Source organism: Pontibacter oryzae (assembly GCF_003576375.1).
Classification (GTDB): Bacteria; Bacteroidota; Bacteroidia; order Cytophagales; family Hymenobacteraceae; genus Pontibacter; species Pontibacter oryzae.
On record NZ_QWGE01000002.1, the window covers coordinates 388,961 to 413,765 of the forward strand.

20 protein-coding genes are annotated in these 24,805 nt (G+C 47.9%); 5 read left to right on the forward strand and 15 right to left on the reverse strand.

Annotated elements, in window-relative coordinates; translation table 11 throughout:
- Nucleotides 1-98 precede the first annotated feature (98 nt).
- The 4 genes from hemF to D1627_RS06495 are packed head-to-tail and all read left to right on the forward strand — an operon-like array spanning nucleotide 99 to nucleotide 4,939.
- Nucleotides 99-1,001, forward strand: coding sequence for an oxygen-dependent coproporphyrinogen oxidase (gene hemF / locus D1627_RS06480; RefSeq protein ID WP_119431419.1), 903 nt, complete (start codon nucleotides 99-101; stop codon nucleotides 999-1,001).
- The gene (locus D1627_RS06485) at nucleotides 1,001-1,576 is read left to right on the forward strand and encodes a phosphatase PAP2 family protein (RefSeq protein WP_119431420.1); all 576 of its coding nucleotides are present in this window, start codon (nucleotides 1,001-1,003) and stop codon (nucleotides 1,574-1,576) included. Before hemF ends, D1627_RS06485 begins: the two co-directional genes overlap by 1 nt.
- Before the next feature lie 22 nt (nucleotides 1,577-1,598).
- The gene (locus D1627_RS06490; RefSeq protein ID WP_233555530.1) at nucleotides 1,599-4,007 is read left to right on the forward strand and encodes a TonB-dependent receptor; all 2,409 of its coding nucleotides are present in this window, start codon (nucleotides 1,599-1,601) and stop codon (nucleotides 4,005-4,007) included.
- A gap of 2 nt (nucleotides 4,008-4,009) precedes the next feature.
- Complete coding sequence (locus D1627_RS06495) at nucleotides 4,010-4,939, forward strand: DUF4249 family protein (protein WP_119431421.1); 930 nt, start codon at nucleotides 4,010-4,012, stop codon at nucleotides 4,937-4,939.
- Between the two features lie 8 nt (nucleotides 4,940-4,947).
- Here the strand turns inward: D1627_RS06495 and D1627_RS06500 are convergent, their stop codons facing one another.
- The 14 genes from D1627_RS06500 to D1627_RS06565 all read right to left on the reverse strand — a co-directional run bounded on the left by D1627_RS06500 (nucleotide 4,948) and on the right by D1627_RS06565 (nucleotide 21,811).
- The gene (locus tag D1627_RS06500; protein ID WP_119431422.1) at nucleotides 4,948-5,763 is read right to left on the reverse strand and encodes an ion transporter; all 816 of its coding nucleotides are present in this window, start codon (nucleotides 5,761-5,763) and stop codon (nucleotides 4,948-4,950) included.
- Between the two features lie 117 nt (nucleotides 5,764-5,880).
- The gene (locus tag D1627_RS06505) at nucleotides 5,881-7,278 is read right to left on the reverse strand and encodes a TIGR00341 family protein (RefSeq protein WP_119431423.1); all 1,398 of its coding nucleotides are present in this window, start codon (nucleotides 7,276-7,278) and stop codon (nucleotides 5,881-5,883) included.
- 49 nt (nucleotides 7,279-7,327) lie between these two features.
- A complete protein-coding gene (locus tag D1627_RS06510; RefSeq protein WP_119431424.1) occupies nucleotides 7,328-8,671 on the reverse strand; it encodes a DUF2254 domain-containing protein in 1,344 nt (447 codons plus the stop codon).
- 187 nt (nucleotides 8,672-8,858) lie between these two features.
- Nucleotides 8,859-9,779 (reverse strand): universal stress protein, encoded by a 921-nt coding sequence (locus D1627_RS06515; protein WP_119431425.1) that lies wholly within the window; start codon nucleotides 9,777-9,779, stop codon nucleotides 8,859-8,861.
- Nucleotides 9,780-9,869: 90 nt separating this feature from the next.
- A complete protein-coding gene (locus tag D1627_RS06520) occupies nucleotides 9,870-10,586 on the reverse strand; it encodes a sulfite exporter TauE/SafE family protein (RefSeq protein ID WP_119431426.1) in 717 nt (238 codons plus the stop codon).
- A 4-nt stretch (nucleotides 10,587-10,590) separates the two neighbouring features.
- Nucleotides 10,591-11,055 (reverse strand): FixH family protein, encoded by a 465-nt coding sequence (locus D1627_RS06525; protein WP_119431427.1) that lies wholly within the window; start codon nucleotides 11,053-11,055, stop codon nucleotides 10,591-10,593.
- Between the two features lie 30 nt (nucleotides 11,056-11,085).
- Nucleotides 11,086-12,495 (reverse strand): cytochrome c oxidase accessory protein CcoG, encoded by a 1,410-nt coding sequence (gene ccoG / locus D1627_RS06530; RefSeq protein WP_119431428.1) that lies wholly within the window; start codon nucleotides 12,493-12,495, stop codon nucleotides 11,086-11,088.
- A 108-nt stretch (nucleotides 12,496-12,603) separates the two neighbouring features.
- Nucleotides 12,604-13,785 carry a c-type cytochrome gene (locus D1627_RS06535; protein WP_119431833.1) on the reverse strand — a complete coding sequence of 394 codons (1,182 nt, stop codon included), beginning with the start codon at nucleotides 13,783-13,785 and terminating at the stop codon, nucleotides 12,604-12,606.
- Between the two features lie 17 nt (nucleotides 13,786-13,802).
- On the reverse strand, nucleotides 13,803-13,997 hold the full coding sequence (locus tag D1627_RS06540) for a hypothetical protein (protein WP_119431429.1): 195 nt from the start codon (nucleotides 13,995-13,997) through the stop codon (nucleotides 13,803-13,805).
- An 88-nt stretch (nucleotides 13,998-14,085) separates the two neighbouring features.
- Nucleotides 14,086-16,272, reverse strand: coding sequence for a cytochrome-c oxidase, cbb3-type subunit I (gene ccoN, locus D1627_RS06545; protein WP_119431430.1), 2,187 nt, complete (start codon nucleotides 16,270-16,272; stop codon nucleotides 14,086-14,088).
- A gap of 280 nt (nucleotides 16,273-16,552) precedes the next feature.
- Nucleotides 16,553-16,729: a cbb3-type cytochrome oxidase assembly protein CcoS gene (gene ccoS, locus D1627_RS06550; RefSeq protein WP_119431431.1), complete on the reverse strand. Its 177-nt coding sequence runs from the start codon at nucleotides 16,727-16,729 to the stop codon at nucleotides 16,553-16,555.
- A gap of 126 nt (nucleotides 16,730-16,855) precedes the next feature.
- Nucleotides 16,856-19,258, reverse strand: a complete 2,403-nt coding sequence (locus tag D1627_RS06555; RefSeq protein WP_119431432.1) for a heavy metal translocating P-type ATPase — start codon at nucleotides 19,256-19,258, stop codon at nucleotides 16,856-16,858.
- 285 nt (nucleotides 19,259-19,543) lie between these two features.
- Nucleotides 19,544-20,086, reverse strand: coding sequence for a plastocyanin/azurin family copper-binding protein (locus D1627_RS06560; RefSeq protein WP_158607154.1), 543 nt, complete (start codon nucleotides 20,084-20,086; stop codon nucleotides 19,544-19,546).
- A gap of 27 nt (nucleotides 20,087-20,113) precedes the next feature.
- On the reverse strand, nucleotides 20,114-21,811 hold the full coding sequence (locus tag D1627_RS06565) for a L,D-transpeptidase family protein (RefSeq protein WP_233555531.1): 1,698 nt from the start codon (nucleotides 21,809-21,811) through the stop codon (nucleotides 20,114-20,116).
- Nucleotides 21,812-22,313: 502 nt separating this feature from the next.
- On the opposite strand from D1627_RS06565, the gene D1627_RS06570 reads away from it, so the two are divergent.
- Nucleotides 22,314-24,116, forward strand: coding sequence for a M1 family metallopeptidase (locus D1627_RS06570; protein ID WP_119431835.1), 1,803 nt, complete (start codon nucleotides 22,314-22,316; stop codon nucleotides 24,114-24,116).
- 139 nt (nucleotides 24,117-24,255) lie between these two features.
- Here the strand turns inward: D1627_RS06570 and D1627_RS06575 are convergent, their stop codons facing one another.
- Nucleotides 24,256-24,747, reverse strand: a complete 492-nt coding sequence (locus D1627_RS06575) for a YciE/YciF ferroxidase family protein (protein ID WP_119431434.1) — start codon at nucleotides 24,745-24,747, stop codon at nucleotides 24,256-24,258.
- Between the last annotated feature and the right edge of the window lie 58 nt (nucleotides 24,748-24,805).

Consider the following 24,805-nt stretch of genomic DNA (forward strand, 5'->3'; position numbering starts at 1 on the left):
TCACGTAGCACGATACACGTATCAGGGTATTCTGAAAACAGAAACTGAATACGAGGTCGTGCTACATGATACGTGCTACATGATACCAAATTAAGAAAATGTTTAGAGAAGAAGTTGAGGCGTTTATGCGCCAGTTCCAGACAGACCTTTGCCAGGCACTTGAAACTTGCGATGGCGGGGCCACTTTTAGCTCCGATGTATGGCAGCACGAAGGCGGCGGCGGCGGTAACTCCCGCGTGATTGAAGGCGGTGATGTGCTGGAGAAAGGTGGCGTCAACTTCTCGGCGGTGCAGGGCGAGCTTTCTCCCCAGTTCCTGAAAATGCTCCAAATGCCCGATCCGGCATACTTTGCCACCGGTGTTTCTGTGGTGATGCACCCACACAGCCCCATGGTACCCATCACACACATGAACGTGCGCTATTTTGAAGCCGGCAACGGGCAGGCGTGGTTTGGCGGCGGCATCGACCTAACACCCATCTACCTGGATGTAAACCAAGCCCGTGAGTTCCATGAGCAGATGAAGGCTGTGTGCGACAAGCACCACCCAAGCTATTACCCCACGTTTAAGAAATGGGCCGATGACTATTTTTACAACGAGCACCGCGAGGAAACGCGCGGCGTAGGCGGCATCTTCTTCGACCGCTTAATGGCCACCGACGAGTTTACACTAGAGGACCGCTTTGCCTTTGTGCGCGACGTGGCTTATGCGTTCGCGCCTTTCTATACTTCCATCATCAACCAGAACCGCAACTTGCCTTTTGGTGAGCGCGAAAAGCAGTGGCAGCTTATGCGCCGTGGCCGCTACGTAGAGTTTAACTTGGTTTACGACCGGGGCACAAAGTTCGGCTTACTTACAAAAGGCCGCATCGAATCTATTCTGATGAGTTTGCCAACGCATGCCTCATGGGTCTACAATTTTACACCCGAGCCTGGCAGCCCCGAAGAGCAAACGCAAGCGCACCTGAAAAAAGACATCGACTGGCTTAACGCAGGCAAGTAATGCTGGAAACGCTGGAGCAACTTGATAAGGAGGCTTTTCTGTACCTGAACAACATGCACAGCCCGTTCTGGGATGCCGTGATGATTTTTGTATCGGAAAAACTTGTTTGGATACCCTTTTACCTCGGCTTGATAGGCTACCTAATATGGCGTTATAAGCGTGTAAGTATACTGATGCTGCTCTTGGTTATAGTGGCCATTGGGTTATCGGATTTCATTGCCTCGGGCCTCATGAAACCATACTTTATGCGCCTTCGCCCCTGCCATGATCCGTCCTTGTCTGAGTTCATTAACATTGTTTCAGGTTGCGGAGGCAGGTTCGGGTTTATTTCCTCTCATGCCGCCAATACCTTTGCCTTAGCCGTTTTCTTCAACCTGATACTTTCAGATCGTTACTTCATCTTCAAAGTGATACTTGTTTGCTGGGCAGTGGTAGTAACTTATAGCCGCGTTTACCTAGGTGTACATTTTCCGGGGGACGTGCTTTTAGGCGCTTTGCTGGGCTCATTTATGGCTTACCTTTGCTCCCTTGCTTTTACAATCCTGCTTAAAAAATATCCATACTTTAGTCGCTAAACCTTTAGCAAGTACTGTTGTTGTGTCACTAACTATCCAACAGAACCAAGGTTTGCCAAATCATATCTATACTTTCCTGCTCCTGCTGGGGCTGCTCGTTGGCTTTATCCCTGCTGCCTATGCGCAGCCTGCCTATACCTTGTCTGGTCGTGTTACTGATGCTGAAACCGGACTTCCGCTGGCAGGTGCTACTGTTTTCTTACAAGAACTGCAAAGCGCCGGGGCAATTACCGATGCTTCTGGCACGTATAGTTTTAATGCAAGAAGCGGCATGTATACCCTTGTGGCTAAGTATATTGGCTATGAGATACAGCAAGAGCCGGTGCAGTTAACTAAAAGTATAGTAGTTGATGTTAAGCTTGTGGCATCTACGTATGCCGTTCGGGAAGTAGAAGTCACAGCACAGCGAAAACCGCCGATCACCGAGACAGCAGTGATGGGCCAACTGGAACTGCCACTGGAGACTATTAAAACCTTGCCGGTGCTTTTTGGGGAAGTCGATATCCTTAAAGCTGTGCAGCTTTTACCGGGCGTGCAGGCTGCCGGTGAGGGAGGCACAGGATTTTATGTGCGAGGCGGCGGTGCCGACCAGAACCTGGTGCTGCTGGACAAAGCCATTGTTTACAACCCCGGCCACCTTTTCAATTTCTTTTCGGTTTTTAATAGCGATGCCATTGACAACACAACGCTAATTAAAGGCAATATGCCAGCACATTATGGTGGCAGGCTGTCCTCCGTGCTGGATATTGGAATGAAAGAGGGTAACCTGAACGATACAGAAGTGAGCGGTGGCATTGGCCTGATTTCCTCACGCCTTTCTGTGCAAGGGCCTATCAAAGCAGAAAAATCATCCTTTATACTTTCCGGGAGGCGCACCTATGCCGATGCGCTCTTTAACCCTTTCCTTAAAAACACAGATCAGGGCGGCGTGCCCTACTATTTCTACGACCTCAATGGCAAGATTATATTCATACTTTCAGAGTCAGACAAGGTATACTTTAGTGGCTATTATGGGCGCGACGTTGGCAGCCTGACCCTATCCGACGGCCGTTTTGATGCTGAGTTCAGCTGGGGAAACGCCAGTGCCACCGCCCATTGGGAGCATACTTTTAACGATAAGCTGAAAGCAGACTTTTCTGGCATACTTACAAACTATAACTTTCAATTCGATTGGGATTTTGGTGGCTTTAAAACCCTGGTTAAAACTGGTGTCCAGGATTACAGCCTGCACCTCGATTTTGACTATCAGCCTTCGGCGCTACATCACCTGCAATATGGCGTGCAGTATACGTATCATACTCTAAAGCCGAGGAGTGGTACAGCACAGAACTCGGAAGGCGATAATTTTGACACTGACAAGTTGCGCAATAAGTATGGCCACGAAACTGCCTTATATATTTCTGATGATGTATACCTCTCAGATAAACTGCTTTTTAGCTTAGGCCTGCGTAATAGCTACTTTAACCAGGTAGGGCCTTATACCTTATATCAATTCAATGAAAACCAGCAGGCCACGGACTCAACGCATTACACAAGTGGAGAGAATGTAGCTACCTATAGCGCCTGGGAACCGCGTGTGTCTGTAAAGTATGAGCTAAGCAAAACTGCCTCGGTGAAGGCGGCATTTACAAAGTCGGCGCAATACCTGCATTTGGTTTCGAATGCCTATACTACGTTGCCTTTGGATGTGTGGGTGCCAAGCTCTGCAGTAGTTGAGCCGCAGCGGGCCACGCAGTATGCACTCGGTTATTTTAAAAGTATAAAGCAGAACCAGTACGAGGGCTCTGTGGAAATATACTATAAAGACCTGAAAAACCAACTGGAATACAGGCAAGGCTATGCGCCGGGCCCAAGTAACCGCGACCTGGACTACGAGTTTGTAAGCGGCAATGGTAAATCCTATGGTATAGAGCTGTTTGCCCGCAAAAACTATGGAAAGCTGCAGGGCTGGCTTGGTTATACATTGTCGCGAACTACCCGCACTTTCCCGGATTTGAACGAAGGCAAGATGTTTCCTGCACGCTACGACCGGCGCCACGACCTATCGGTAGTCGGGAGCTATACCTATAACGATCGCTGGACATTTGGCGGAAGCTTTGTGTACGGCACCGGCGAGGCTACCACGCTTCCCGTGCGGCGATACTATATAGAAGGAACTGTAAATTACCAATATGGCAGCCGCAACAGTTTCCGGATGGAGCCAACGCACCGCCTCGACCTATCCGCAACCTTGCAGGCCAAGAAATGGAGGAACATAGAAAGTAGCTGGACTTTTTCGATCTACAATGTGTATGGCCGGCGCAACCCGTTCCTATATTACATTGATAACGAGGGCGAGGCCTACGGAAATACAGTAAAGTTGCAAGCAAAGAAAACATCTATTGTGCCGTTTCCGCTGCCATCGGTTACCTGGAACTTTACCTGGAAATAAGTATGAAAAAGCTGCCCCTCATAGTTTTCTTTCTATTTCTGCTAACAAGCTGCGAAGAAGATATCACTATTGATTTGCCAGCCGGCGATGAATTGCTGGTAGTGGAAGGCCATATAGAGCAGGATGCTCCGCCAATCGTGCTGCTAACGCGTACGGTGCCGGTTTTTTCTGAGGTTTCTGCTAAAAGCCTAGCTGAGAGTTTTGTGCATGGCGCAGAGGTTAAAGTAACGAATAACGGTAAAAGCTATACTTTAAAAGAATTGCCCCTTGGAGCCTTGCCAGATGCTGTGAAGCAAATAGTTGCCATTCAATTTGGCTTACAACCTGAGTTATTGTCTGGTGTGGGAGGTTTTGAGTTTTATATTTATACTTCGGAGGAGTTGCGCGGAGAAGTTGGCCAGCAGTATAATCTTGAAATTAACTACCAGCGTAAATCATTGACTGCCACAACCACCATACCGCAGCTTAACCCACTGGATTCGCTGTGGACCGCTCCGCACCCAAGCCCTGCACAGGACAGCTTGCGCATACTGTATTATCGCTACTCCGACCCCGACACGCTCGGCAACAGCATCCGGTACTTCACAAAGCGTAATAGTGAGCCATTTTATCCCGGCCTTTTTGGATCGGTTTTTAACGATGAACTGATAAATGGCGGGAGCATCAGTTTCCCGCTAGACCGCGGCGAACCCAAAGGACAGGCTGAGGTTGACGAGGATTTGTACAGCTATTTTGGGAAAGGAGATACAGTAACGGTGCGCTGGGCTGCCATTGACCTACCGCATTACCGGTTTTGGAGCAGCCTGGAGAATGAGCAAAACAGCAATGGCAGCCCAATCGGGGCTCCTAACATCACGCAGTCAAATATTAAAGGCGGGCTTGGGGTCTGGGGAGGCTATGGCGTAACATACCATCGGCTAATAATACGATAAACAGCCTTTTAGCGGTGAAACTCGTAGCCGCAGTTATAACAGAAGTATGCGTTTTCTGGGTGCCCTTCCTGGTGGCAGTTAGGGCATACTTTAGTAGTGGCCATTTTCTTATCCGTCCGCGACATTTCAACAGTTACAATACCAGTAGGCACGGCAATTATCCCATACCCCATAATCATCACAAGGCTAGCCAAAACCTGGCCCAAAGCTGTCTGGGGAGCAATATCGCCGTATCCAACAGTGGTTAGTGTAACGATGGTCCAATAAATGCTTGTCGGGATGCTAGTAAAGCCACTGGCAGTGCCCTCCACAATATACATAATGGACCCAATGATGACCACCAACGTAAGCACAGTGCCTAGAAACACAGATATTTTGGTAAGGCTAGCCCGAATGGCGTTAGAAAGCTGCTGTCCTTCGTTAATAAAGCGCGTCAGTTTGAAAATTCGTGCAATTCTGAGCAGGCGCAATACCCTCACAACCAACAAGTACTGCGATCCCAGAACAATCAGGCTCATGTATGTTGGGATGATGGACAATAAATCCACTAGACCGAAAAAAGAAAAAATATACTTAAGCGGTTTGGGCGTGCTATACACTCTGATGAAATATTCGATGGTGAAAAGTATGGTGAATATCCACTCGAGTGTTAAGAAAAGATTTAAATAATTGCGCCGGAGTTCCACCACACTTTCCAAAGACACAACTGTTACGCTAGCGATAATCAGGATAAGTATAGTAACATCGAATGCCTTGCCGGCCGGAGTTTCGGCTTCGAAGATGATTGTATATAGCTTGTGTTTTAAGGAGCTACGGCTTGGCATGCTGTTGTTTGATAAAGTTGTTTAGCTATACGGAAATTAGCCTTCCGTGCTGAATTTACAAGTTTCTAGCTTAGACCCATACTTTGCTGATTAGTATATAAACAGCTAATGCATCGTTTAAAATGTAGAGACAACCTGAATAGAATCGCGTTGCAATTTGTGGCTTAGGTACCCTTTAATGCGGTTTTCGTACTCTTTAACCTGGGCTGTCTGCAATTTAGGTTTAACCTGCTTTTTACTTGTCGTATTCTTTTTTAAGGATGCCTGTTGCTCACGCCAGTCTATCATTACCATTGTTACGGTATCAGGTTTGACTGGGTCGGTTGTGCTGATCATCTCTCCTACCTGTACTTTCTTTATTTCCGGGAAAAGAAGTTGAAGGTCCTGCGTGGCAATACCGGTATTCTGAAGGGCTTGCTGTTTTTTAAGACTATCGGCGTGTTGTTCCTGCAGCTTCTGCAACTCCATGGTTTTCAGGAAGTCCTGGGTTAGGTTATTCGTTATGTCGTAGGCTATCTGCTGCACCTCTTCCTGCGAGATGTCCAACTGTACCAACTTTACACGGTATTTTTGCAGGTTATTCTCTGCAAGTACCTGATCGTAATGGGCTACTAATTGCTCATCCACTTGTTTGCCCACGCTATAGATTTTGATATAGTTCATGGTATCGGCAGCCTGTAATTCCCATTTCAGAATCTCATTGTTACGGTCTGTAAAATCCGCAATTACCAGGTTTTCGATCTTTTTCTTTGTTTTAACCCCCACATACACATTGTACAGGAAGTAAACGCTAGGCAGTACCACGATAACAAGCATGATAGCCATGATTTGCGCCACGCGTTTCTGTTTTGCTTGGTCAACGTATGATTTAGTGTGAAACTTCAGATATTTCACAATCATGTAGGTGGCTAAGCTGATAAAGACGGCGTTGATAAAGAAGAGGTAAAAGCCTCCGAAAAAGAAGTCGAAGCGGCCCAACGCAAGGCCATACCCTGCCGTACAGAGCGGCGGCATTAGTGCTGTGGCAATGGCAACCCCCGGAATAGCATTGGAGCGATCAGCCCTAGAAATGGAAACAATGCCGGCCACACCACCAAAAATCGCCACCATCACGTCCAGTAGCGTAGGCTGTGTGCGGGCAAGCAACTCGTTGGTTGGTTCTCCGAGTGGTGTGATGCTAAAGTATAACGTGCTTACCACAAGCCCCGCAGCGGCAGCCAGTGTAAGGTTTTTAAGTGCATCCACAAGCATTTCCCGGTCGTTGATTCCCACCGATAGCCCGAGTCCAAGTATAGGCGACATGAGTGGTGAGATAAGCATGGCACCGATAATTACGGCACCCGAACCCGTGTCTAAACCAATAGAGGCCAACATGGCTGAGCAAATCAGCATCCAGGTGTTGTTGCCCCGGATCGGAATCTTATCATTAATCTCCCGGATAGTACCGGCTTCGTCGGTTTCGTGCTGGATGTTAAGAATGTGCCCCAGCGCATTTTTGAGGGCTTTAAATAGCATAGAATGGAATGTAAGCTATGCGCAAAATTAAGAAAAAATGCGAGCCTATCTACTCCGAAACCTCAAGCAAGGGCAAGCTTTTATCCAGCACGTTCATCTTGTTAAGTTCCTCCAGCATGGATCTGATTTTCTGGCGATCGCCAGGATTCAGGATGCTTGCATCTGCGTCATGGATAAGTAATTGCGCTTCGCGATAAAGTATGCCATTGAGGTGTGGGTATGGTTTAACCTTATGTAGCAGGCTCTTGAGTAAATATAGCAAACGCAACACGATGACACTGCTGCTTTTGCCATAAAGACGTATTGGGCTAAGCGTCAGGGTGTACAGGTCCTCGAAGGTTTCATGGTCAAAGCGGATGCGTCCAGCGCCGTCTTTGTCATACAGCACTTTTTCGTCGGTTAACTCCATGCGCAAGGCAAATAGTGCCGTCAGGTAATCAATGGCTTTAATGGCGGTGCCAGGGTCATTAATGCCAGGGCTCAACGCTTTTACAGCACTCTCAGCAATGTGCTTAAAGCCAAAAATGTAATTTACATCCGGGCGCTCCTCCCGGTAAAAACTCATGTATCCAAAAAGCTTTTCAATAAAGCCCTCTAGCGTGTCAATGGGCTTGTTTGTGCGCGCAAACGGAATCCCCTTTATCAAAAAGCTACCCAAGGGTTGATCAAAGTAAAGCACCACATCATGCTGCCGGCAAAGCTCTAACACCGACTCCTTATCCAGGTTCTGGATATAGCCGGTTTCAGGGCTATCCAGCATATGCCAGTCGGTTTGGTCGCCGAAAATATTGGGAAGCCCAGCATCAGTATCAGACTTTATTTCCTGAAGAAGTTTATCGCGAGTTACGCCAAATATACTCTCGAGTATACTCTCTATCTGGATGGATTGAGAAATAGAATGGATGAAGTATACGAAAAACGCCAAACAGACAATGGTGAGGCACATGGCCAGAAAAATGGCAAATCCTGGTAGCTTATTGCCAAAGTACTCTGACCGTATATTTACCATAATCACAAGTGTGTAGATCAGTACACCCAAGTACAAACCCAGCACACGTTGGTTGGATTTATAAGAAATCAAACCTGGAATAACGCGGGGAGTAAAGTTGGCGCTAGCCTGGTTTAAAACTAGCATAACCATTGTGAAGCTAAATACCGTGAGCGAGATGATGCCGGTAGTAATAGAGCTCAGGATTAGCCGCGCCGTAGCACCGTTAGTGATAATCATGAACTGCATGTTGTCTTTTAAGGCATTGCTCAGGCCTAACGCTTCAAAGTACAGCATGAAGAGTGCGAGCACAAAGAAAAACAAGGAAATCAGCGTTGGGTAAAAGCCAATACTATTGATAATATATTTGTAGGCAAACTTAAATTTGCTTAAAAAAAGGTCCATATAAAGTGCAAAAAGTAAATAGCAAAATTTCCAGTAATTGCTATGCCAATGTACTCTTACTTCTCGCGGTAGGTTATAAAAAATCCGCCCTGCAGCGCGTGTGCACTACAGGGCGGATTTTTTAAGAAATTGTTTGAGGTTGGTTTTCTACTGAAAACTTAACTCTCAGAGTTAGGGCTGTAATGCGTTAGTTAGCATAAACGGGAAAAGACTTTAGTTCTGGTTTAAGGTCAGTTTCCGGTTTTCTCTTCGCACAATTGGTACAGCTTCCGGAGCACGGCTTCTGCTTCTCCTGCCTGAACGTGACAATAGGAATCTGGGTATGGTAGGCCATGGTTTTAGAATAAGTCCTGCTAAGTAGATTCCTTGGCAGAAAGTTATCCTGGGTAGTTAGAATAAGCATATCTGCGTTTTCCTTCTCCACAAACTCGCCGATGCCATCTACCAGCCCATCATCTTCCAATAGCACTAGCTTTATGCTATTGTTGTTTAACAACTCCCTCGTCTTTCGCATGGCTTGATGCAGGTTACTGCGCTGCCAGCGTTGGTCTGGAGTATAAACGTGCACTAGCGTTAGCTTGGCTTTTAGCTGCTCGGCAAAACGGGTAATGCGCTGAAGTACTGATGGGTCACGGTCGGTGAAGTCAGTGGCGCATACAAGGTGGCTTAGTGGTGCATAAGCTTGCTGCAGAGGCATTAGCATCACGGGGAAATCAGTATGCCCAGCCAGAGAGGCGGCATGGCCTTTATTGTAAAATGCATCAGCAGGCAGTAAACTGTCGGCCATTAGCAGGTCGGTACGTAAATTTGTCTCTGTGGATTCCAGGTTTTCCTGTAGCGCACGCGGACGCACGATACACTCAAACCTTACAAAGTTGCCGCTTACCAAGAGGTTGTTACTTAAAACTCGTTGGGCAAATGCCCGTAGCGCCTGAGTGAGCCTACTTTTTTGTGTATATGTAACATCTGGTTGCCCGGTGCAGTGCAGTAGTATCAGTTGCGCGCCTGTTACTTGCGCAAAGAAGCCAGCATAACGAATGAGCGCCTCGCCTGACTCTGTAAACGTAACAGGCACCAACACCCGCTTTATCTCTTGTACCTTTCTCATAGTCTTTTCTTTACAAACCAAAGTTGACAGGTTTTGACAAGCAGGAAAATGACGCACATCAGTTTTTAAGAAAAAATGGCTAGACTATGGTTAGTTAGCTCTGCTGCAACAAGTAATAGTTGTAGTATGATTTGTAGTTTCAGCGATTTTAGGGCTGATATACGGAATGCCGAGGTTTAAGCCGCGCATGATGAAAAGTATAGCCAGCGCCATGCCCACGTAGGGCACCAGGCGGTTAAAAGTATGGCGCAACTTCAGGGTGATAAACTTGCCGGAAAGCGACACGGCAAACATCAACGGAAAAGTGCCGAAACCGAAGAGCAGCATGTACAACATGGCGCCCGATATGCCAGGGGCGCTGATAGCACCGGCCAGGGCAATGTACACAAATCCGCAGGGCAGTAGCCCGTTTAGCAAACCTACCATAAATAAGGCGCGCAGATTTTTCTGCCCGAAGAATTTGCCTAACAATTGCCGCAGGCCTGCCATTAGTTTATCCGTACCTAATGCGTTGCCTGTTTTGCCTTTAAGTGCGCTAGGTAAAACCAAAAGTATAAGTATGAGCGCCCCCGATACCACAGATACAACCTGCTGCAAACCGGCCAACTGCAACGAGGCTCCAAAAGCCCCGGCCAGAGCACCCAGTAAGGCGTAGGTTACCAGGCGCCCCCCATTGTACAGGAGCCGGCCGGCATAGAAATGCCAGCCCTTGCTCCCGCCCAATGGTAAGGCCACGGCAATCGGGCCGCACATCCCGATGCAATGGAAACTGCCTAGTAAGCCAAAAAGAAATCCTGCCCAAATCATCGTGCTATTGTATGGTGATTGAATTTTCTGCGAAGTATGCTTGCTGGTTGGCGCTAAAATTAACGCGCACGCGCCAATGGCCCGGCTTCAGGGCTTCGATGCTCACTTGCTGGCTTTGGTCGCGGCCCAATTGCAGGGGCACTTCCACGTCCAGGGTCTCATCCGAAGGCCGGAAAAAACTGATGGTGCCGTTTATTTTCTGGCCTCTAAAGCCTGCCGGGAGTTGCATAAGTATGGCCTGCTTGCCGGGTTGATAGTCAACGTCCACGTCTCCGACAGCTGCTGTGCGCCGCACTTTGTTAATCTGGTCCTGGTAAGCGATTTCCTGTGCGTAGTAGTCTTTGCTAACCAGGTCCACATCCTGGCGCATGGCTTTGGTAACGAAGAAAATAATATAGCCAGCAAAAAGTATGATTGCCGCCACGATGCCGTAAGGCCAAAGGGTTTGGGTGTGATGTGTTGTAGCCATGGTGTTGGGTTGAGTATATTAAAGTATTTTTTAATGAGCAGGCGCCAGAAATTTTGTTGCCTGGGTGGTGATGCGCCTGCCGTGAAAGTATAACCCTACCTCTATCCTGGCATTCATGCTTTCGAGCTCCTGCAGCGGGATTTCGGTAAAGAAAACGCCCTCGGCAATGCCCTGCGCTGGCAAAAGTACTTGGTCGCCACCTACCACGTCTATTGTGCCTTTATGGCTCAGGAGTTTCAGCGTGAGCGGCATGGCCTGATTGGTTTTATTGATCACGCTTATGTTGTATAAGTTCCTGACAGTGCCCTTTTCTGTTTGCTGGTATAGTTGGCCCGGAGTGCGCAGGATAGTGGCCTCGGCGTCGTCGCGGGTAAGCAGTAGGGTTGTGAGCGCTGTCAGAAGTATGGTAAGCACTGCTGAGTAACCCAACACGCGCGGTGTGAAGAATTTCCACTGGCTTCCGGTTTCAATCCCTTCCTCCGACTCTATCTGGATCAGTCCTTCGGGTTTATTGATCATCCGCATGATGTCGTTACACGCGTCGATGCAGGCTGTGCAGTTAATGCATTCCAGTTGGGTACCGTTGCGGATGTCGATGCCAGTGGGGCACACGTGCACACACTGCTTGCAGTCGATGCAGTCGCCTTGTGTTCGCTCTTCGTTTCTCCTCTGCTTCCTGCGCGGTTCTCCCCGCTTATAGTCATAGGCCACCACCAGTGTTTTCTTATCCAACATAACGCCTTGCAACCGTCCGTAAGGGCAGGCAATGGTGCACACCTGCTCCCTGAACCAGGCGAAAACACCGTAAAATATCCCGGTGAAAAACACGATCGTTCCTAAGCCGGACAGGTGGTTAAGTGGGTTATCTGTAATGATTTGAAGCAGCGCATCTGCACCAATAATGTAAGCCAAAAACGTGTTGGATATCAGAAATGAGATAAATATGAACAGGATGGTTTTGCTGCCCTTTTTCAAAAGTTTCTCGACATTCCAGGGCATCTTATTCAGGGCCTTCTGCCTGGTGTAATCGCCCTCAATGGCATACTCTATCCTCCTGAAAACCATTTCCAGGAAAATGGTTTGGGGGCAAACCCATCCGCAGAAAACACGCCCGTATACCACCGTAAAAAGTATAACGAACAGCGCCATCGCCAGAAATGCCAGTACCAGCAGAAAGAAATCCTGGGGCCAGAACAGCACGCCAAGAATCACGAACTTCCGCTCTACCAGGTTAAGCATGAGCAGCGGCAATCCATTGACTTTGATGTATGGCCCGGCAAACAGCAGTGCCAGCAACAGGTAGCTAACATACTTGCGGTACGTATAAAGCTTGCCCTTCGGCTTTTTAGGGTAGACCCATACTCGTTTGCTTTCCGGATCCACTGTAGAGAGGTGGTCGCGAAATTCATCAGGCGGGTTTTGTTTGGTTATACTTGGCATGGCAGCGATTTTTTGTGCGGATGGTTATCCTGCCGGGTTCTCAAATTTTGAATAACTGAGTTTTGAATGATTGAATGTGCCTATTCAAATTCTTATCGGTCTTAAGATTTATAGCTTCTCCCCTTGCGGTTCTTTGGCGTTTGGCGGGTTAGAGCCCTGCAGACTCAGGATGTAACTGGACACCTCCAGGATCTGGTCTTTGCTGAGCTTGCCTTGCCAGGGCACCATGCCTTTGGCGGGCACCCCAAACTTTATGGTTTTGAAGATGTCGTTCACGTCGCCGCCGTGCAGCCAGTACGCGTCTGTCAGGTTTGGGCCCACTGAGCCTTGCGCCTGCTGGCCGTGGCATGCCGCACAGTTCGTGAGGAAAGTGGCATTGCCTGCTTCCAGGGCAGCGGCACCTGTCAGTACCTGGTAGTTTGTCACGGCGTTGGGGTCGTTCTCAGCGCTGGCTGCAAAGAGGGCCGCCTGTTGCATCTCTCGTTCATACTCTTCGTGTTGCAGGGCGCCGTTATGCAGCACGTGGTAGTTCAGCAGGTAAGCGATGGCAAACACAATGGAGGCGTAGAACATATACTTCCACCAGGGCGGCAGATCGTTATCATACTCCTGAATGCCGTCGAAATCGTGGTTAGAGTGGATCTCGTCTTTTGCCTTCCCGGTTACCACGGTGGCATCACCGCGCATCAGAAACAGTACGCGGCCCGCGAAGGAATTCCTAAAATCCTCCTCGTAAATGGAGTTGTCCAGCATCGGCACAAACAACCTGAAAAGCATGATAACGGTGGCAATAACCAGCAGCACCACCATGCCGGACAGCGCCAGCGTAATATGCACGATCAGTGGAAGCTCCGAGAAAGGCACATCCGTGGCAGCGGTGGTTCCAGTTTCGGATCTGGATGGTTGGCCGGCTGCAGTTGTCGTGGCTTCAGCGGGTTTTTCACTCTCCTGGGCAACATACGCGATCACATTGTCAATGTCCTCATCTGAAAGCTGCCCGGCAAAACTTGCCATCTGCACCTTGCCATACTTTTCAAAAACCTCCTTTGCCACCGGGTCGCCGGACTGGATGAGTTCGGTTGAGTTTTTAACGAACTTTCTAATCCAGGCGGAATCGCGGCGTTTATGCACGTCTTTCAGTGCGGGCCCAACTACATCGGCCTGTATGCTATGGCAGGCAGTGCAGTTGGCTTTAAAGGTTTTTTCCCCGGCTACGGCATCCTGCGCCTGCGCGGAGAAGGCGGCTGTTGCCAGGCATACGGCAAGGCTCAGCTTACGCAGTAGAAGCATACATTTGGTTTGTGCAATCATGGTCTTACTTCTTCGGTAAATGGCTCTTCTTCATCGGTTCCGCAGGCAATGCCGCTCATAAGCGTTACATGTTTTTTATCGAGCAAAAACACGTGAAGCAATAAGCCCAGAAAAAATAGGAAGAAGATGCCAAACGAGATGAGCGGGTATATTTCGATGCCGTCAATGGCTTGTAACACGTTTTTGTACATTTCTTTAGATATTAGATGTTAGTATCTAGATGCTAGATTTTCACAGTAGTTTTTTAGGTCTAATGTCTAAAATCTAGCGTCTAGCATCTTATTCTTCATTCTTCACCTTTATATCAGTGCCTAGGCGCTGTAGGTAGGCGATCAGGGCTACGATCTCTTTTTCTGGGGCAACATTCAGCCCTTCTTTGGCCAGGTCTACCGCAATGCCCTGCGCTTGCGACATCAGCTCTTCGTTTGCATTGGAGATGTATTCGTCCTCGTAAGGCACGCCTAGCTTTTTAAGCGTTTGGAGCTTTGCTTGCGTGGTGCTGAGGTCAATCTCCTGCTCAAACAGCCACGGGTAGGATGGCATAATAGAGCCCGGCGACATGGAGGTTGGGTCGAGCATGTGGTGGTAATGCCACGAATGGGGGTACTTGCCTCCTATTCGGTGCAAATCCGGGCCGGTACGCTTAGAGCCCCACAGAAAGTTATGGTCATATACAAACTCGCCGGCTTTGGAGTACTCGCCGTAACGCTCGGTTTCAAACCTGAACGGGCGCACCATTTGCGTGTGGCAATTTACGCAGTCTTCTTTAATATATAAGTCGCGGCCCTGCAGCTCCAGCGAAGTATAAGGCTTCACGCTGGCAATAGTAGGCACATTTGATTTGATCACAAAGGTTGGGATGAACTCTACCAGGCCACCGATAAGTATGGCAACCGTAGCGAATATGGCAAGCTGTGTCGGGCGTTTCTCTATCCAGGCGTGCCAGTGACCGGCATTGTTACTAACCGTCGGTACGATTACTGGAGCTTCGGTGCGCTCATTGGCAATCAGCTTGCCCGCTTTTGCCGTTTTCACGAGGTTATAAACCATCAGGAACACGCCGCTCAGGTAAAATAATCCGCCAATGCCCCGCAGGTAGTACATCGGTACAATCTGAAGCACGGTTTCCAGGAAGTTTGGGTATTGCAGCAAGCCGTCTTCCGAGAACTGCTTCCACATAAGGCCTTGCGTAAAACCTGCCCAGTACATCGGTATGGCATAGAAAAGTATACCCAGCGTGCCTAGCCAGAAATGCGCATTTGCCAGTTTAACCGAGTGCAGCGGCGTTTTGTAGAGGCGCGGGAACAGCCAGTAAAGCATGGCAAAGGTCATAAAGCCGTTCCAGCCCAAAGCGCCCACGTGCACGTGCGCCACAATCCAGTCGGTAAAGTGCGCTATGGCGTTCACGTTTTTAAGCGAGAGCATCGGTCCCTCGAAAGTAGCCATGCCATAGGCGGTTACGGCCACTACCATAAACTTCAGGATCGGGTTCTCGCGCACTTTGTCCCAGGCGCCGCGCAGGGTTAGCAGGCCGTTAATCATGCCTCCCCAGCTTGGAGCAATCAGCATAATAGAGAACACCACGCCCAGCGATTGTGCCCAGTCGGGCAGTGCCGTGTAAAGCAAGTGGTGCGGGCCAGCCCAGATGTAAATAAAAATTAGCGACCAGAAATGAATGATAGACAGGCGGTATGAGTATACCGGGCGGTTAGCAGCCTTGGGCAGGAAGTAATACATTAGGCCCAGGAATGGCGTTGTCAGGAAGAAGGCGACGGCGTTGTGCCCATACCACCACTGCACCAGTGCATCCTGCACACCAGCGTAGCCAGAATAGCTTTTCAGGAAGTTTACCGGCATCTCATAAGAGTTAACAATATGCAGCACGGCAACAGTCAGGAAGGTGGCGATGTAGAACCAGATGGCTACATAGAGGTGCTTTTCGCGGCGCCTGGCAATGGTGCCAAACATGTTCCAGCCGAATACCACCCAAATCAGCGTAATGGCAATATCTATCGGCCATTCCAACTCGGCATACTCCTTGGAGGTTGTGATGCCCAAAGGGAGCGTAATAAGGGCGGCAAGTATGATCAGTTGCCATCCCCAGAAGTTTATGCGGCTCAGCTTGTCGCTGTACATCCGGGATTTGCAGAGGCGCTGTAAGGAGTAATACACACCCATAAAGATCGCGTTGCCCACAAAAGCGAAGATCACGGCATTGGTGTGCAGTGGCCTGATGCGCCCGAAGGTAGTATACTGGTTGCCCATGTTCATCTCCGGTTTGGCCAGCTGAAAGGCGATGAGCGTACCGATGATCATGCCGGCCAGGCCCCAGAAAACCGTAGCGATACCAAAATCCCGAACAATCTTGTTGTCATAGAAAAAGGTGTCGGTCAGGCCGGGGTCTTTGCCCGCTGGCACTTTCTCGCTGGGCGCGTTCTTTAAAGCTTCTGCTACATTACTTGACATGTGCGGTGTCCTACAATTAGTTAAGTGATAATATTAGCGGTGTTTGGCCATAGACCGACAGCAATCTGCCACGCTGTGTTATACTTGGCGGCACCAGGTCTCTGACAGGTCAAAGTTGCTTAGGAATGCTTGCTAAAAAGATGACGAATGTCATCGGGAGGATTGATTGATATCAGCTACGGGCTATATTCTGAAAATGCCTTTGTGAAGGCAGTGTTGCTAACCCTTAGCGCAGGTTTTACCTTGGAATAAACCATTGACCATGAGTTGACTATTAAATTTATATTTTGCTTTTGAGGGATTTGGAATCATCTGGCGCTTCATTCTCGAAAAGCATGCGCACGGCAGGTGTATAATCGTCTTCGTATTGGCCAGATCTTACTGCCCATAGAAAAGCGACAAGAAAGCCTGTGGCTACTGTTATACTTATTCCTATCAGCAGAAATATGATTAGCATAGGTATTAGCTTTTATAGTTGCGTTGAAAAATACAGCATTAGTGTTAAATATTATATTAAAATACTTGGATATAAATTATTGGTATACAGGTGTTATTGGGTTTTATGCATCAGCACAAAGTTTACTTATAAGCCAGCCCTTTTAGCAGCAAAGCGTACTGAAAGCGTGGCAAACACGATGACGCTGATAGAGCTGATCGGCATAAGTATGGCCGAAACAATAGGCGTAAATAGGCCTTGCACCGCAAGCGTAAGACCCACCACATTGTAGACCAGCGATACACCAAAGCTGGCAAGTATAATCCGCATGCTTTCTTTAGAGAAATCTATAAAGAGACTAAGCTTAGCAAAAGCGCTGGCATCAAGGATGGCGTCGCAGGACGGTGAAAAGTTGGTGATGCTGTTAGTCAGTGCTATGCCAACATCGCTTTGCTTTAGAGCACCTGCATCGTTTAAGCCATCTCCTAGCATGAGCACGTGGCGTTGCTGTCTTTTCAACTGCTTAATATACTCTAGTTTCTGCACCGGAGACTGGTTGAAATTAAGCTCCGCAGCCGTGCCCAGCAGTGCCTGCAAACGCTGTTTCTCAAAGGCATTATCGCCAGAGAGTACGGCTAACCTATCAATCTTAAGGCCTTTCAGTACTTCCTGTAAACCTTGTCGGTATACATTTTGGAACGTATAGTGGCCCATTATCACACCATCCAAGGAAACATAAACCGCGGTTTGGGCAGCATCTGCCGTATTGGGTACTATGCCGAGGTAAGCCGCAGAGCCTGCACGAACAAAAACACCCTTGACCTCTCCTGACAACCCTTTTCCGGAGATTTCTTTGAATTCACGCACAGTTTTTACTTCGCCTTCTAATTCCTGAAACAAGCGCTGACTTAGGGGGTGCGTGGAGTGGCTGAGCAGGGATTTTACAATCATTTCCTGGAGGGCACTCAGTTTTTTCCCTGTATAGCAAAGCTCGGACAGGCTCGGCTCCGTTAGCGTGCCTGTCTTATCGAAAACCAGGGTATCGACTTTCGCAAGCGACTCTACCACCCCCGTATTTTTCACAAATAATTTGTGCTTTCCAAAGATGCGCAGCGTGTTGCCCAGCACAAACGGTGAGGAGAGTGAGAGGGCACAGGGGCAGGCAATGATGAGCACGGAGGTAAATGCCTTCAGTGCCATACTTGTATCGCGGGGTACCCAAAATACTAAAGCGCCAGACGCAACGAGCAGTGTAACAATAATAAACCATTTGCCGGCCGTGTTGGCATAACTCTCCATACTTGTTTCCTCCTTTTTAGAGAAAACCGCGTTATTCCAAAGCTGCGTCAGGTACCCCTGCGATACTTCCTTAACCACCTCCAGTTCTATGCGCTCGCCCACCTGCCGCCCACCCGCATAAATAACCTCGCCGGCCACTTTCTCAACGGGCTCAGACTCACCGCTTACAAAGCTGTAATCTATGAGTGCGTTGCCTTGCAAAAGTATGGCATCCGCCGGAATCAGCTCCTGGTTTCTGATCCTGATCCTGTCTCCGATTTCAAGGCTGCGCACGGCTACTGACTCTTCCTGCCCATCTTGTTTAAGCTGTGTTACAGACACAGGAAAGTACGATGTGTAATCTCTGTCGAAGGAAAGTGTGTCATAGGTTTTCTGTTGAAAGTATTTCCCGATCAGCATGAAGAATACCAGGCCTGTAAATGAATCCAGGTAACCGGCACCTGTGTTGCTGACAATTTGGTAAAGGCTGGTAACGAATAGCGCCAGCAACCCCAGGGCAATTGGCAGGTCTATGTTTACCATCCGCTGCCGGATGCCTTGCCAAGCCGAATTGAAAAAGCCTTGGCCACTATAAAAAAATACAGGTAGCGAAAGTATAAGGCTCAGGTATCCGAAGAAGCGCCCATACTCGTGCTGTACTTCTTTGCCGACGGACAGATACTCTGGGAAAGCAAGCAGCATGACGTTGCCAAAGCAAAAGCCGGCAACGCCTAATTTAAAGATCAGGGAATAATCTGTTTTGGATTTCTCCTTTCCATCTGTATCGGCTAAAGTTATGGAGGGCTCGTAGCCAATGCGGGCTAACAGTGCAACTACTTCGCGCAAACTCACTTTAGGATGATGATACGTAATAGCCACTTCTTTCCGCATAAAGTTCACCGTAGTTTCGGTAATGCCAAGGTTTAGCTTATAGAGGTTTTCCAGTAACCAGATGCAAGAGCTGCAATGCATCTGAGGGATGTAGAAAGTAAGCTTGCTGATTGTATCATTCTTGAAATCCAGCAACCGGGCTTCCACGTCGGCATCATCTAGGTAAGCATAGCGCGCGTCACTCAATCCTTGCTTACCTGCAATACCAGGCTGAGTTTCTAGGCTATAATAGGTGCACAGGTTGTTCTCCTGCAGCAGCTCGTAAACGTTTTTGCAGCCGGCACAGCAGAACGACTTCTGGTGAGCCAGCAATTGTTCATTATAACAAGGCTCGCCACAGTGGTAGCAGGTTAGTACGTTATGCTGGGTTGCTGTGCTCATACCTATACTTTTAGCGGTTAAGCCCAAAGGTATAATCACTGAAGCCCAGATAGGATGACCAATGTCATATTATAGCATGACGTTGGTCAGTGTGTGGCTTGAGCCTGCCCTGTATCTTTGTAAGTATAGAATGGCAGCATGGTAGGCTTTTTTTGCATGTTAGCTCCATTTTAGAAGCAGAAGTTTATTTAATATGGTGCTGGCGTGTTGTGTAAACCACACAATACGCAGAAAGGCAGACTGCCATGCAGTCTGCCTTTCATACTTTTAATGATTAGAAATATGTTACTTTACTATTAAAACACCATTCATCTTGCTCCAATGGCTTGGGTAGGTGCAAACAAAATCGTACGAGCCCGGCGCTGTTGGTGCTGTAAACTCCATCTCTACGGTTTGCCCAGGCAGCGCTATCGGCGAGCTTGCCACCACCAGATCATTTTCTGGTACATATCCTCCTGAAGCACCTACTTTATCGCCGGCTAATGCAACCTGCTTAAACTTGCCAGGGGCAGTAAAAACCACATTGTGCACCATAGGCATGTCTACACCCTCGTTTACAAACGTGAGTTTAACAAGAGCACCAGCCTTTACTTCCAAGGTGTCCTTGCTGAATTTTATTTCATCCAGGGAGTTGCCAAGCGCATGCAGGCTGAGTTCCTGGATTTTCTGCAAAGTAGTGTCCTGGTCCTCGTTTAGCGGGGCGCTGGCAGCTGTGGCCGAATCGCTCGCCATGTCGTTTACATTTAGATTGCCATCAGCCTCAGGGGGGCTACAACTCCAAAGAAGCAGCAGTAACAGAGGCATTAAAGTATGAAATCTCTTTTTCATGTGCTTCTCCATCATCGTGAAATGTTCTTACCCGAAATATTCTTGAGCCAGCTTTTTATCATGGCCATAAATATCCTCTCTGAAATGGATTTCACCTTCCTCATCAACCCAGCTTGTAAAGTATACTAGGTATACTTGCACGCTTTTAGGTAAAGTTACCCAGGTTTCCTCGCTACCGTGCATTGTTTCATGAATGCGCTGGTCTGTCCACTCTGGCATGTCTTTCAGCATATAACGGGCTAATTCCTCTGGCTTCTCTAAACGCACACATCCATGGCTGAAGTCTCGGTTAGTTTGGCTGAACAGCGCATCAGCTGGTGTGTCGTGCAGGTATACGGCATACTCATTAGGGAACAGAAACTTAACAAGACCAAGAGAATTGGTGCGTCCCGGTTTTTGACGAATCCTATACTTAAAGTTACTTTCGGTTACCTCCGACCAATTAATAGAATACGGAGAAACCTGAGTGGCGCTCTTGTCTTTGGTAACGATCTCCATGTTTTGAGACGCAAGCCAGCCTGGGTTCTTAAGCATGTGTGGCTTTATTTCGTTTTGCACAATGCTGTTTGGCACGTTCCAGTATGGCGCCATAACCACATATTCCAGCTTATCACTGAAGATTGGGGTAGAATGCATGGTTTTACCTACAATAACGCGCATCTCATACGTCTTCTTATACTTACGCTCCGCTTCCGGGTCGTTGTCCGGGTCTTCGTAGATATACAGTTTATACTCTGGTATATTTACCCAGATATATTTTTGGTCAAGGCTTTTAGGTACCATGCGCTTTGGAATCCATCGCCAACGCTCCATATTAATCATAATTTGGCGTATGCGGTCTTCGATAGGCACGTTCATGGTCGCCAGCGTGTTGCCGCCAACAACGCCATCCTCTTTAAGCCCGTGCAGTTTCTGGAAATGCTTCACTTGCTGTTCAAGCTTGGCATCATATACGCGCAGGGCTTTGTTGTTTGGGTCATACTTTTTACCTGGGTTAAGGCGCTGGCGCAAAGCAATAACCGCAGCAGATGTGTCTCCTTTCTCGAGAACCTTTACCTTGCCGAGGTCCACTTTAGGCCATCCGCCTTTTTCTTCCAATGCACGATACTCTTGTAACTTATCACGAAGACGGGTATAACCGGCATGTAACGCTTCAAACTCATAGTATGGGTAGGTGCTTTCGCGTTCCTTCAGGATGGTTTGCAGCGCCTTATGAAGCTTGATTTTATTGCGTTTCACATCCCACTTCACGCTATTGTCTTCTAGTTGTGGGTTAGCGCGGCCACGGTAAAAATCCGAAGCGTAATTAAAGTATGATGCCGTTAGGCCAAGGTCAATTTCCTCCTGCACTTTCAGGCGCGTTGAATCCATAGGGTCCAGTTGTTCATACTTCTTGAAGAGCTCCTGGAAGTTAACTAGTTTATACTTTTTAGGGTCAAGGCCTTCAGCGCTTGCTTTATCTATCACGCTAAGGAATTTTTCTGCTTCCGGCACCAGGTCATTGTCTCGAAACCAGGCCAGCGTATAGTCGCGGTCGCCGTAGAACAAGTACATCAGTTCCTCCTGGTTTTTGAAAGCAGCTTGTTTCTTGAGGTAGGCTTTAATGGCCAAGCTATCGGTGGTTGCCTGTGGCAGCTCTTTGCCCCCTAACAGGTTAGAAGCAATTTCACCGAGGCCTTTTTTTTCCGATGTGTTTTTATCATCACTGCCATTGTTACAGCTCATCAATACTGTTAAGAGTATAGGAGCCATCAGGCATTTCGACATCTGTTTATACATATAAGGGCTAATTATCTATTAAAACTTATTCTGATACTGCAGTTAAGCTCACATGCTATACCATTACTGTAGATGATTACCGAAGTCTATTGGTAAAGTGCAATTTATATGCCTGCGAGTTGGTTTTTCTGGCGTTTCAGCATTATGTACTTCTAAATGATACAAAAAGTTATAAGTCTAGTATCTGCTGGAAAATCAAAATTCGCTTAGCTTGCCCAAGCTAAGGGTCATTCTCTCTTTCGCCCGCACAAAACATTTCTTAGCTTGTACCTGTGTGATAAATGCAGGAGCTGTTTTTAGGATTAAGGCAGAATCTTTAACTTACACCAGAATATATCAATCTAAACCTATGAGATTTCACCACCGTTGCTTATTTGGCTTAGGCCTTGCCGGCAGCTTACAGCTTGCGGCTTGCTCTACCCAAAACGCTAACTCAGACCAACAAACTATGACTACCGAACAAAGTGCCCTGGCCAGTGCCTCGGCTGATGTCCATAGCTTTGCCCAGCCCGCCGAGGCCGTGGCTCAGCACTTGGACCTTGATATTACCGTTGACTTCAGTAATAAAATATTGAGTGGCACGGCTTCCTACCTTATCGAGAATAAAACTGGTACGGATAGGATTATCTTTGATGCCCGCAACCTGCAGATCGAAAAAGTATATCTGGGCGATAATCAGGAGGAAACGACTTTTGAGCTTGGTGACGAAAAGGAGTTTTTGGGCCAGCCTTTGATCATTAAGATCAAGCCGGATACCAAGAGGGTTACCATAAAGTATAAAACCTCCCCGGATGCAGCTGCCCTGCAATGGCTTAACCCACAGCAGACTGCAGGCAAAAAACATCCTTTCCTGTTTACACAGTCGCAAGCCATACTTGCCCGCACCTGGATTCCGATTCAGGACAGTCCGGGCATACGCATTACCTACAGCGCGAAAGTGAAAGTTCCGAAGGAGCTGCTGGCGGTTATGAGTGCAGAAAACCCAGTGCAGAAGAACGCCAACGGCGAGTATTCTTTTGAGATGAAGCAGCCAATACCGTCTTATTTAATGGCACTGTCGGTAGGAGACTTGGTTTTCCGGAAAATAGGTGACCAAACGGGTATTTACGCCGAGCCTGCCACCATTGATGCCGCTGCCTATGAGTTTGCGGAAATGGATAAGATGCTGATAGCAGCCGAAAAGATATATGGTAAGTACCGATGGGACCGCTACGACCTGCTGGTGCTTCCACCATCTTTTCCGTTTGGAGGCATGGAGAACCCGCGCCTGACTTTTGTAACGCCTACCGTGCTGGCTAAAGACCGCTCACTTACAAGCCTAATTGCTCATGAACTGGCACACAGCTGGAGCGGCAACCTCGTTACCAATGGCACTTGGGATGATTTCTGGCTGAACGAGGGCTTTACCGTATACTTTGAGCGCCGCATTATGGAGGAGATCTATGGCAAAGACTACGCGGACATGCTGGAGGTGTTGGGCTATCAAGACCTGAAAGGCACCATAGAAGATATAGGCCCGGACAGCGAGGACACGCGCCTGAAACTTGACCTGGAAGGCCGCGACCCGGATGAAGGCCTTACGGATATCGCTTATGAGAAAGGAAACTTCTTTTTGCGAAACATAGAAATGGCTGTGGGCCGTGAGCGCTTCGACGCCTTCATCAACAAATACTTTGACACCTTTGCTTTCCAGAGCACCAACACCGATAAATTTCTGGATTTTCTGCGCACCGAATTAATAAAAGGTGATGAGCAACTAGCAGAGAAGATTAACATTGAAGGCTGGGTTTACTCACCTGGTCTGCCTGAAGGATTTGAAGCGCCAACCAGCAGCCGTTTTGCTAAAGTTGAAGCAGCTTTTCAGAGTTGGAAAAACGGTAAGCCTGCGGCACAGCTTAGCACAAAAGATTGGTCGAGCCACGAATGGCTGCATTTTATAAGAATGCTACCTGAAACCATGAGCCAGGCACAGCTTGCCGAGCTTGACAAAGCTTTTAACTTCACTAATTCGGGTAATTCGGAGGTGCTGGCTGCCTGGTTCATTCATACCATCCGGAACAACTATACTACGGCGGATCAGGCACTCGAATCATTCTTGACTAATGTTGGGCGCCGCAAGTTCCTCGTGCCAATCTATAAGGCATTGATTGCTACGCCTGAAGGCAAAAAGAAAGCCTTAGCCATTTATGCCAAGGCTAGGCCAAATTACCATGCCGTATCCACGGTTACGCTGGATGAGATGCTGAAGTAGCAAATTCATACTTAACGCAATAAAAAAGGGTGGCCTTGTAAACGGTCACCCTTTTTTGGTTTTTGAAAGGCTCTGTACCCTTCTTACCTGCTGGTTAAGCCAGGCGAAGGTACAGAGCCTTTCCAGTATTTTTTGAGCCTTACTTTTCAGCTTTTATGTTAACGGCCTCTTCGGCAATTGCTGTAAGCTTTTGGTCTGTGTTCTTTTCCTCTTCCAGCGTAATACCCAGTTGGTCCGCCACATCATTCAGCTTTAGTTGCTTGGCGTAGGTGCAAACGGTGCCATAGGCTGCAATTTCATAATGCTCTACACGCTGAGCACAAGCAATAAGGGCTGCATCCATCACGCTTGAATCGGCTTTCTCGCTCATCATTTCGTCGCACTCCCGGATAATGCCTTCCATGGCCTTACACTTTTCGCCGGATGGCTTCTCTCCTATCATTTCAAATACCTGCTCAAGACGCTGTATTTGGTCTTTTGTCTCATTTAAATGCATTTCGAAAGCTTGCTTCAGCTTATCTGATGAGCATGCTTTCATCATTTTTGGCAAAGCCTTGGTTATTTGCTGCTCTGCATTATAGATGTCTTTTAGTTCGTGTACCAAAAGATCGTTTAAGTTACTTAGTTTCATAGCTTGGAAAGGTTACGCGTTAAAAATCCCATTTAAATAAGATGTTCAGACCTACTAT

What these genes read in the sequence shown, in the direction of transcription:
- D1627_RS06575 (WP_119431434.1), bottom strand. Translation starts at nt 24,747, where the DNA reads ATGAAACTAAGTAACTTAAACGATCTTTTGGTACACGAACTAAAAGAC.
- D1627_RS06505 (WP_119431423.1), bottom strand. Translation starts at nt 7,278, where the DNA reads ATGCTATTTAAAGCCCTCAAAAATGCGCTGGGGCACATTCTTAACATC.
- D1627_RS06535 (WP_119431833.1), bottom strand. Translation starts at nt 13,785, where the DNA reads ATGCTTCTACTGCGTAAGCTGAGCCTTGCCGTATGCCTGGCAACAGCC.
- D1627_RS06540 (WP_119431429.1), bottom strand. Translation starts at nt 13,997, where the DNA reads ATGTACAAAAACGTGTTACAAGCCATTGACGGCATCGAAATATACCCG.
- D1627_RS06525 (WP_119431427.1), bottom strand. Translation starts at nt 11,055, where the DNA reads ATGGCTACAACACATCACACCCAAACCCTTTGGCCTTACGGCATCGTG.
- D1627_RS06510 (WP_119431424.1), bottom strand. Translation starts at nt 8,671, where the DNA reads ATGGACCTTTTTTTAAGCAAATTTAAGTTTGCCTACAAATATATTATC.
- D1627_RS06515 (WP_119431425.1), bottom strand. Translation starts at nt 9,779, where the DNA reads ATGAGAAAGGTACAAGAGATAAAGCGGGTGTTGGTGCCTGTTACGTTT.
- D1627_RS06565 (WP_233555531.1), bottom strand. Translation starts at nt 21,811, where the DNA reads ATGAGCTGTAACAATGGCAGTGATGATAAAAACACATCGGAAAAAAAA.
- ccoS (WP_119431431.1), bottom strand. Translation starts at nt 16,729, where the DNA reads ATGCTAATCATATTTCTGCTGATAGGAATAAGTATAACAGTAGCCACA.
- D1627_RS06520 (WP_119431426.1), bottom strand. Translation starts at nt 10,586, where the DNA reads ATGATTTGGGCAGGATTTCTTTTTGGCTTACTAGGCAGTTTCCATTGC.
- ccoG (WP_119431428.1), bottom strand. Translation starts at nt 12,495, where the DNA reads ATGCCAAGTATAACCAAACAAAACCCGCCTGATGAATTTCGCGACCAC.
- D1627_RS06500 (WP_119431422.1), bottom strand. Translation starts at nt 5,763, where the DNA reads ATGCCAAGCCGTAGCTCCTTAAAACACAAGCTATATACAATCATCTTC.
- D1627_RS06570 (WP_119431835.1), top strand. Translation starts at nt 22,314, where the DNA reads ATGACTACCGAACAAAGTGCCCTGGCCAGTGCCTCGGCTGATGTCCAT.
- ccoN (WP_119431430.1), bottom strand. Translation starts at nt 16,272, where the DNA reads ATGTCAAGTAATGTAGCAGAAGCTTTAAAGAACGCGCCCAGCGAGAAA.
- D1627_RS06560 (WP_158607154.1), bottom strand. Translation starts at nt 20,086, where the DNA reads ATGAAAAAGAGATTTCATACTTTAATGCCTCTGTTACTGCTGCTTCTT.
- hemF (WP_119431419.1), top strand. Translation starts at nt 99, where the DNA reads ATGTTTAGAGAAGAAGTTGAGGCGTTTATGCGCCAGTTCCAGACAGAC.
- D1627_RS06485 (WP_119431420.1), top strand. Translation starts at nt 1,001, where the DNA reads ATGCTGGAAACGCTGGAGCAACTTGATAAGGAGGCTTTTCTGTACCTG.
- D1627_RS06495 (WP_119431421.1), top strand. Translation starts at nt 4,010, where the DNA reads ATGAAAAAGCTGCCCCTCATAGTTTTCTTTCTATTTCTGCTAACAAGC.
- D1627_RS06555 (WP_119431432.1), bottom strand. Translation starts at nt 19,258, where the DNA reads ATGAGCACAGCAACCCAGCATAACGTACTAACCTGCTACCACTGTGGC.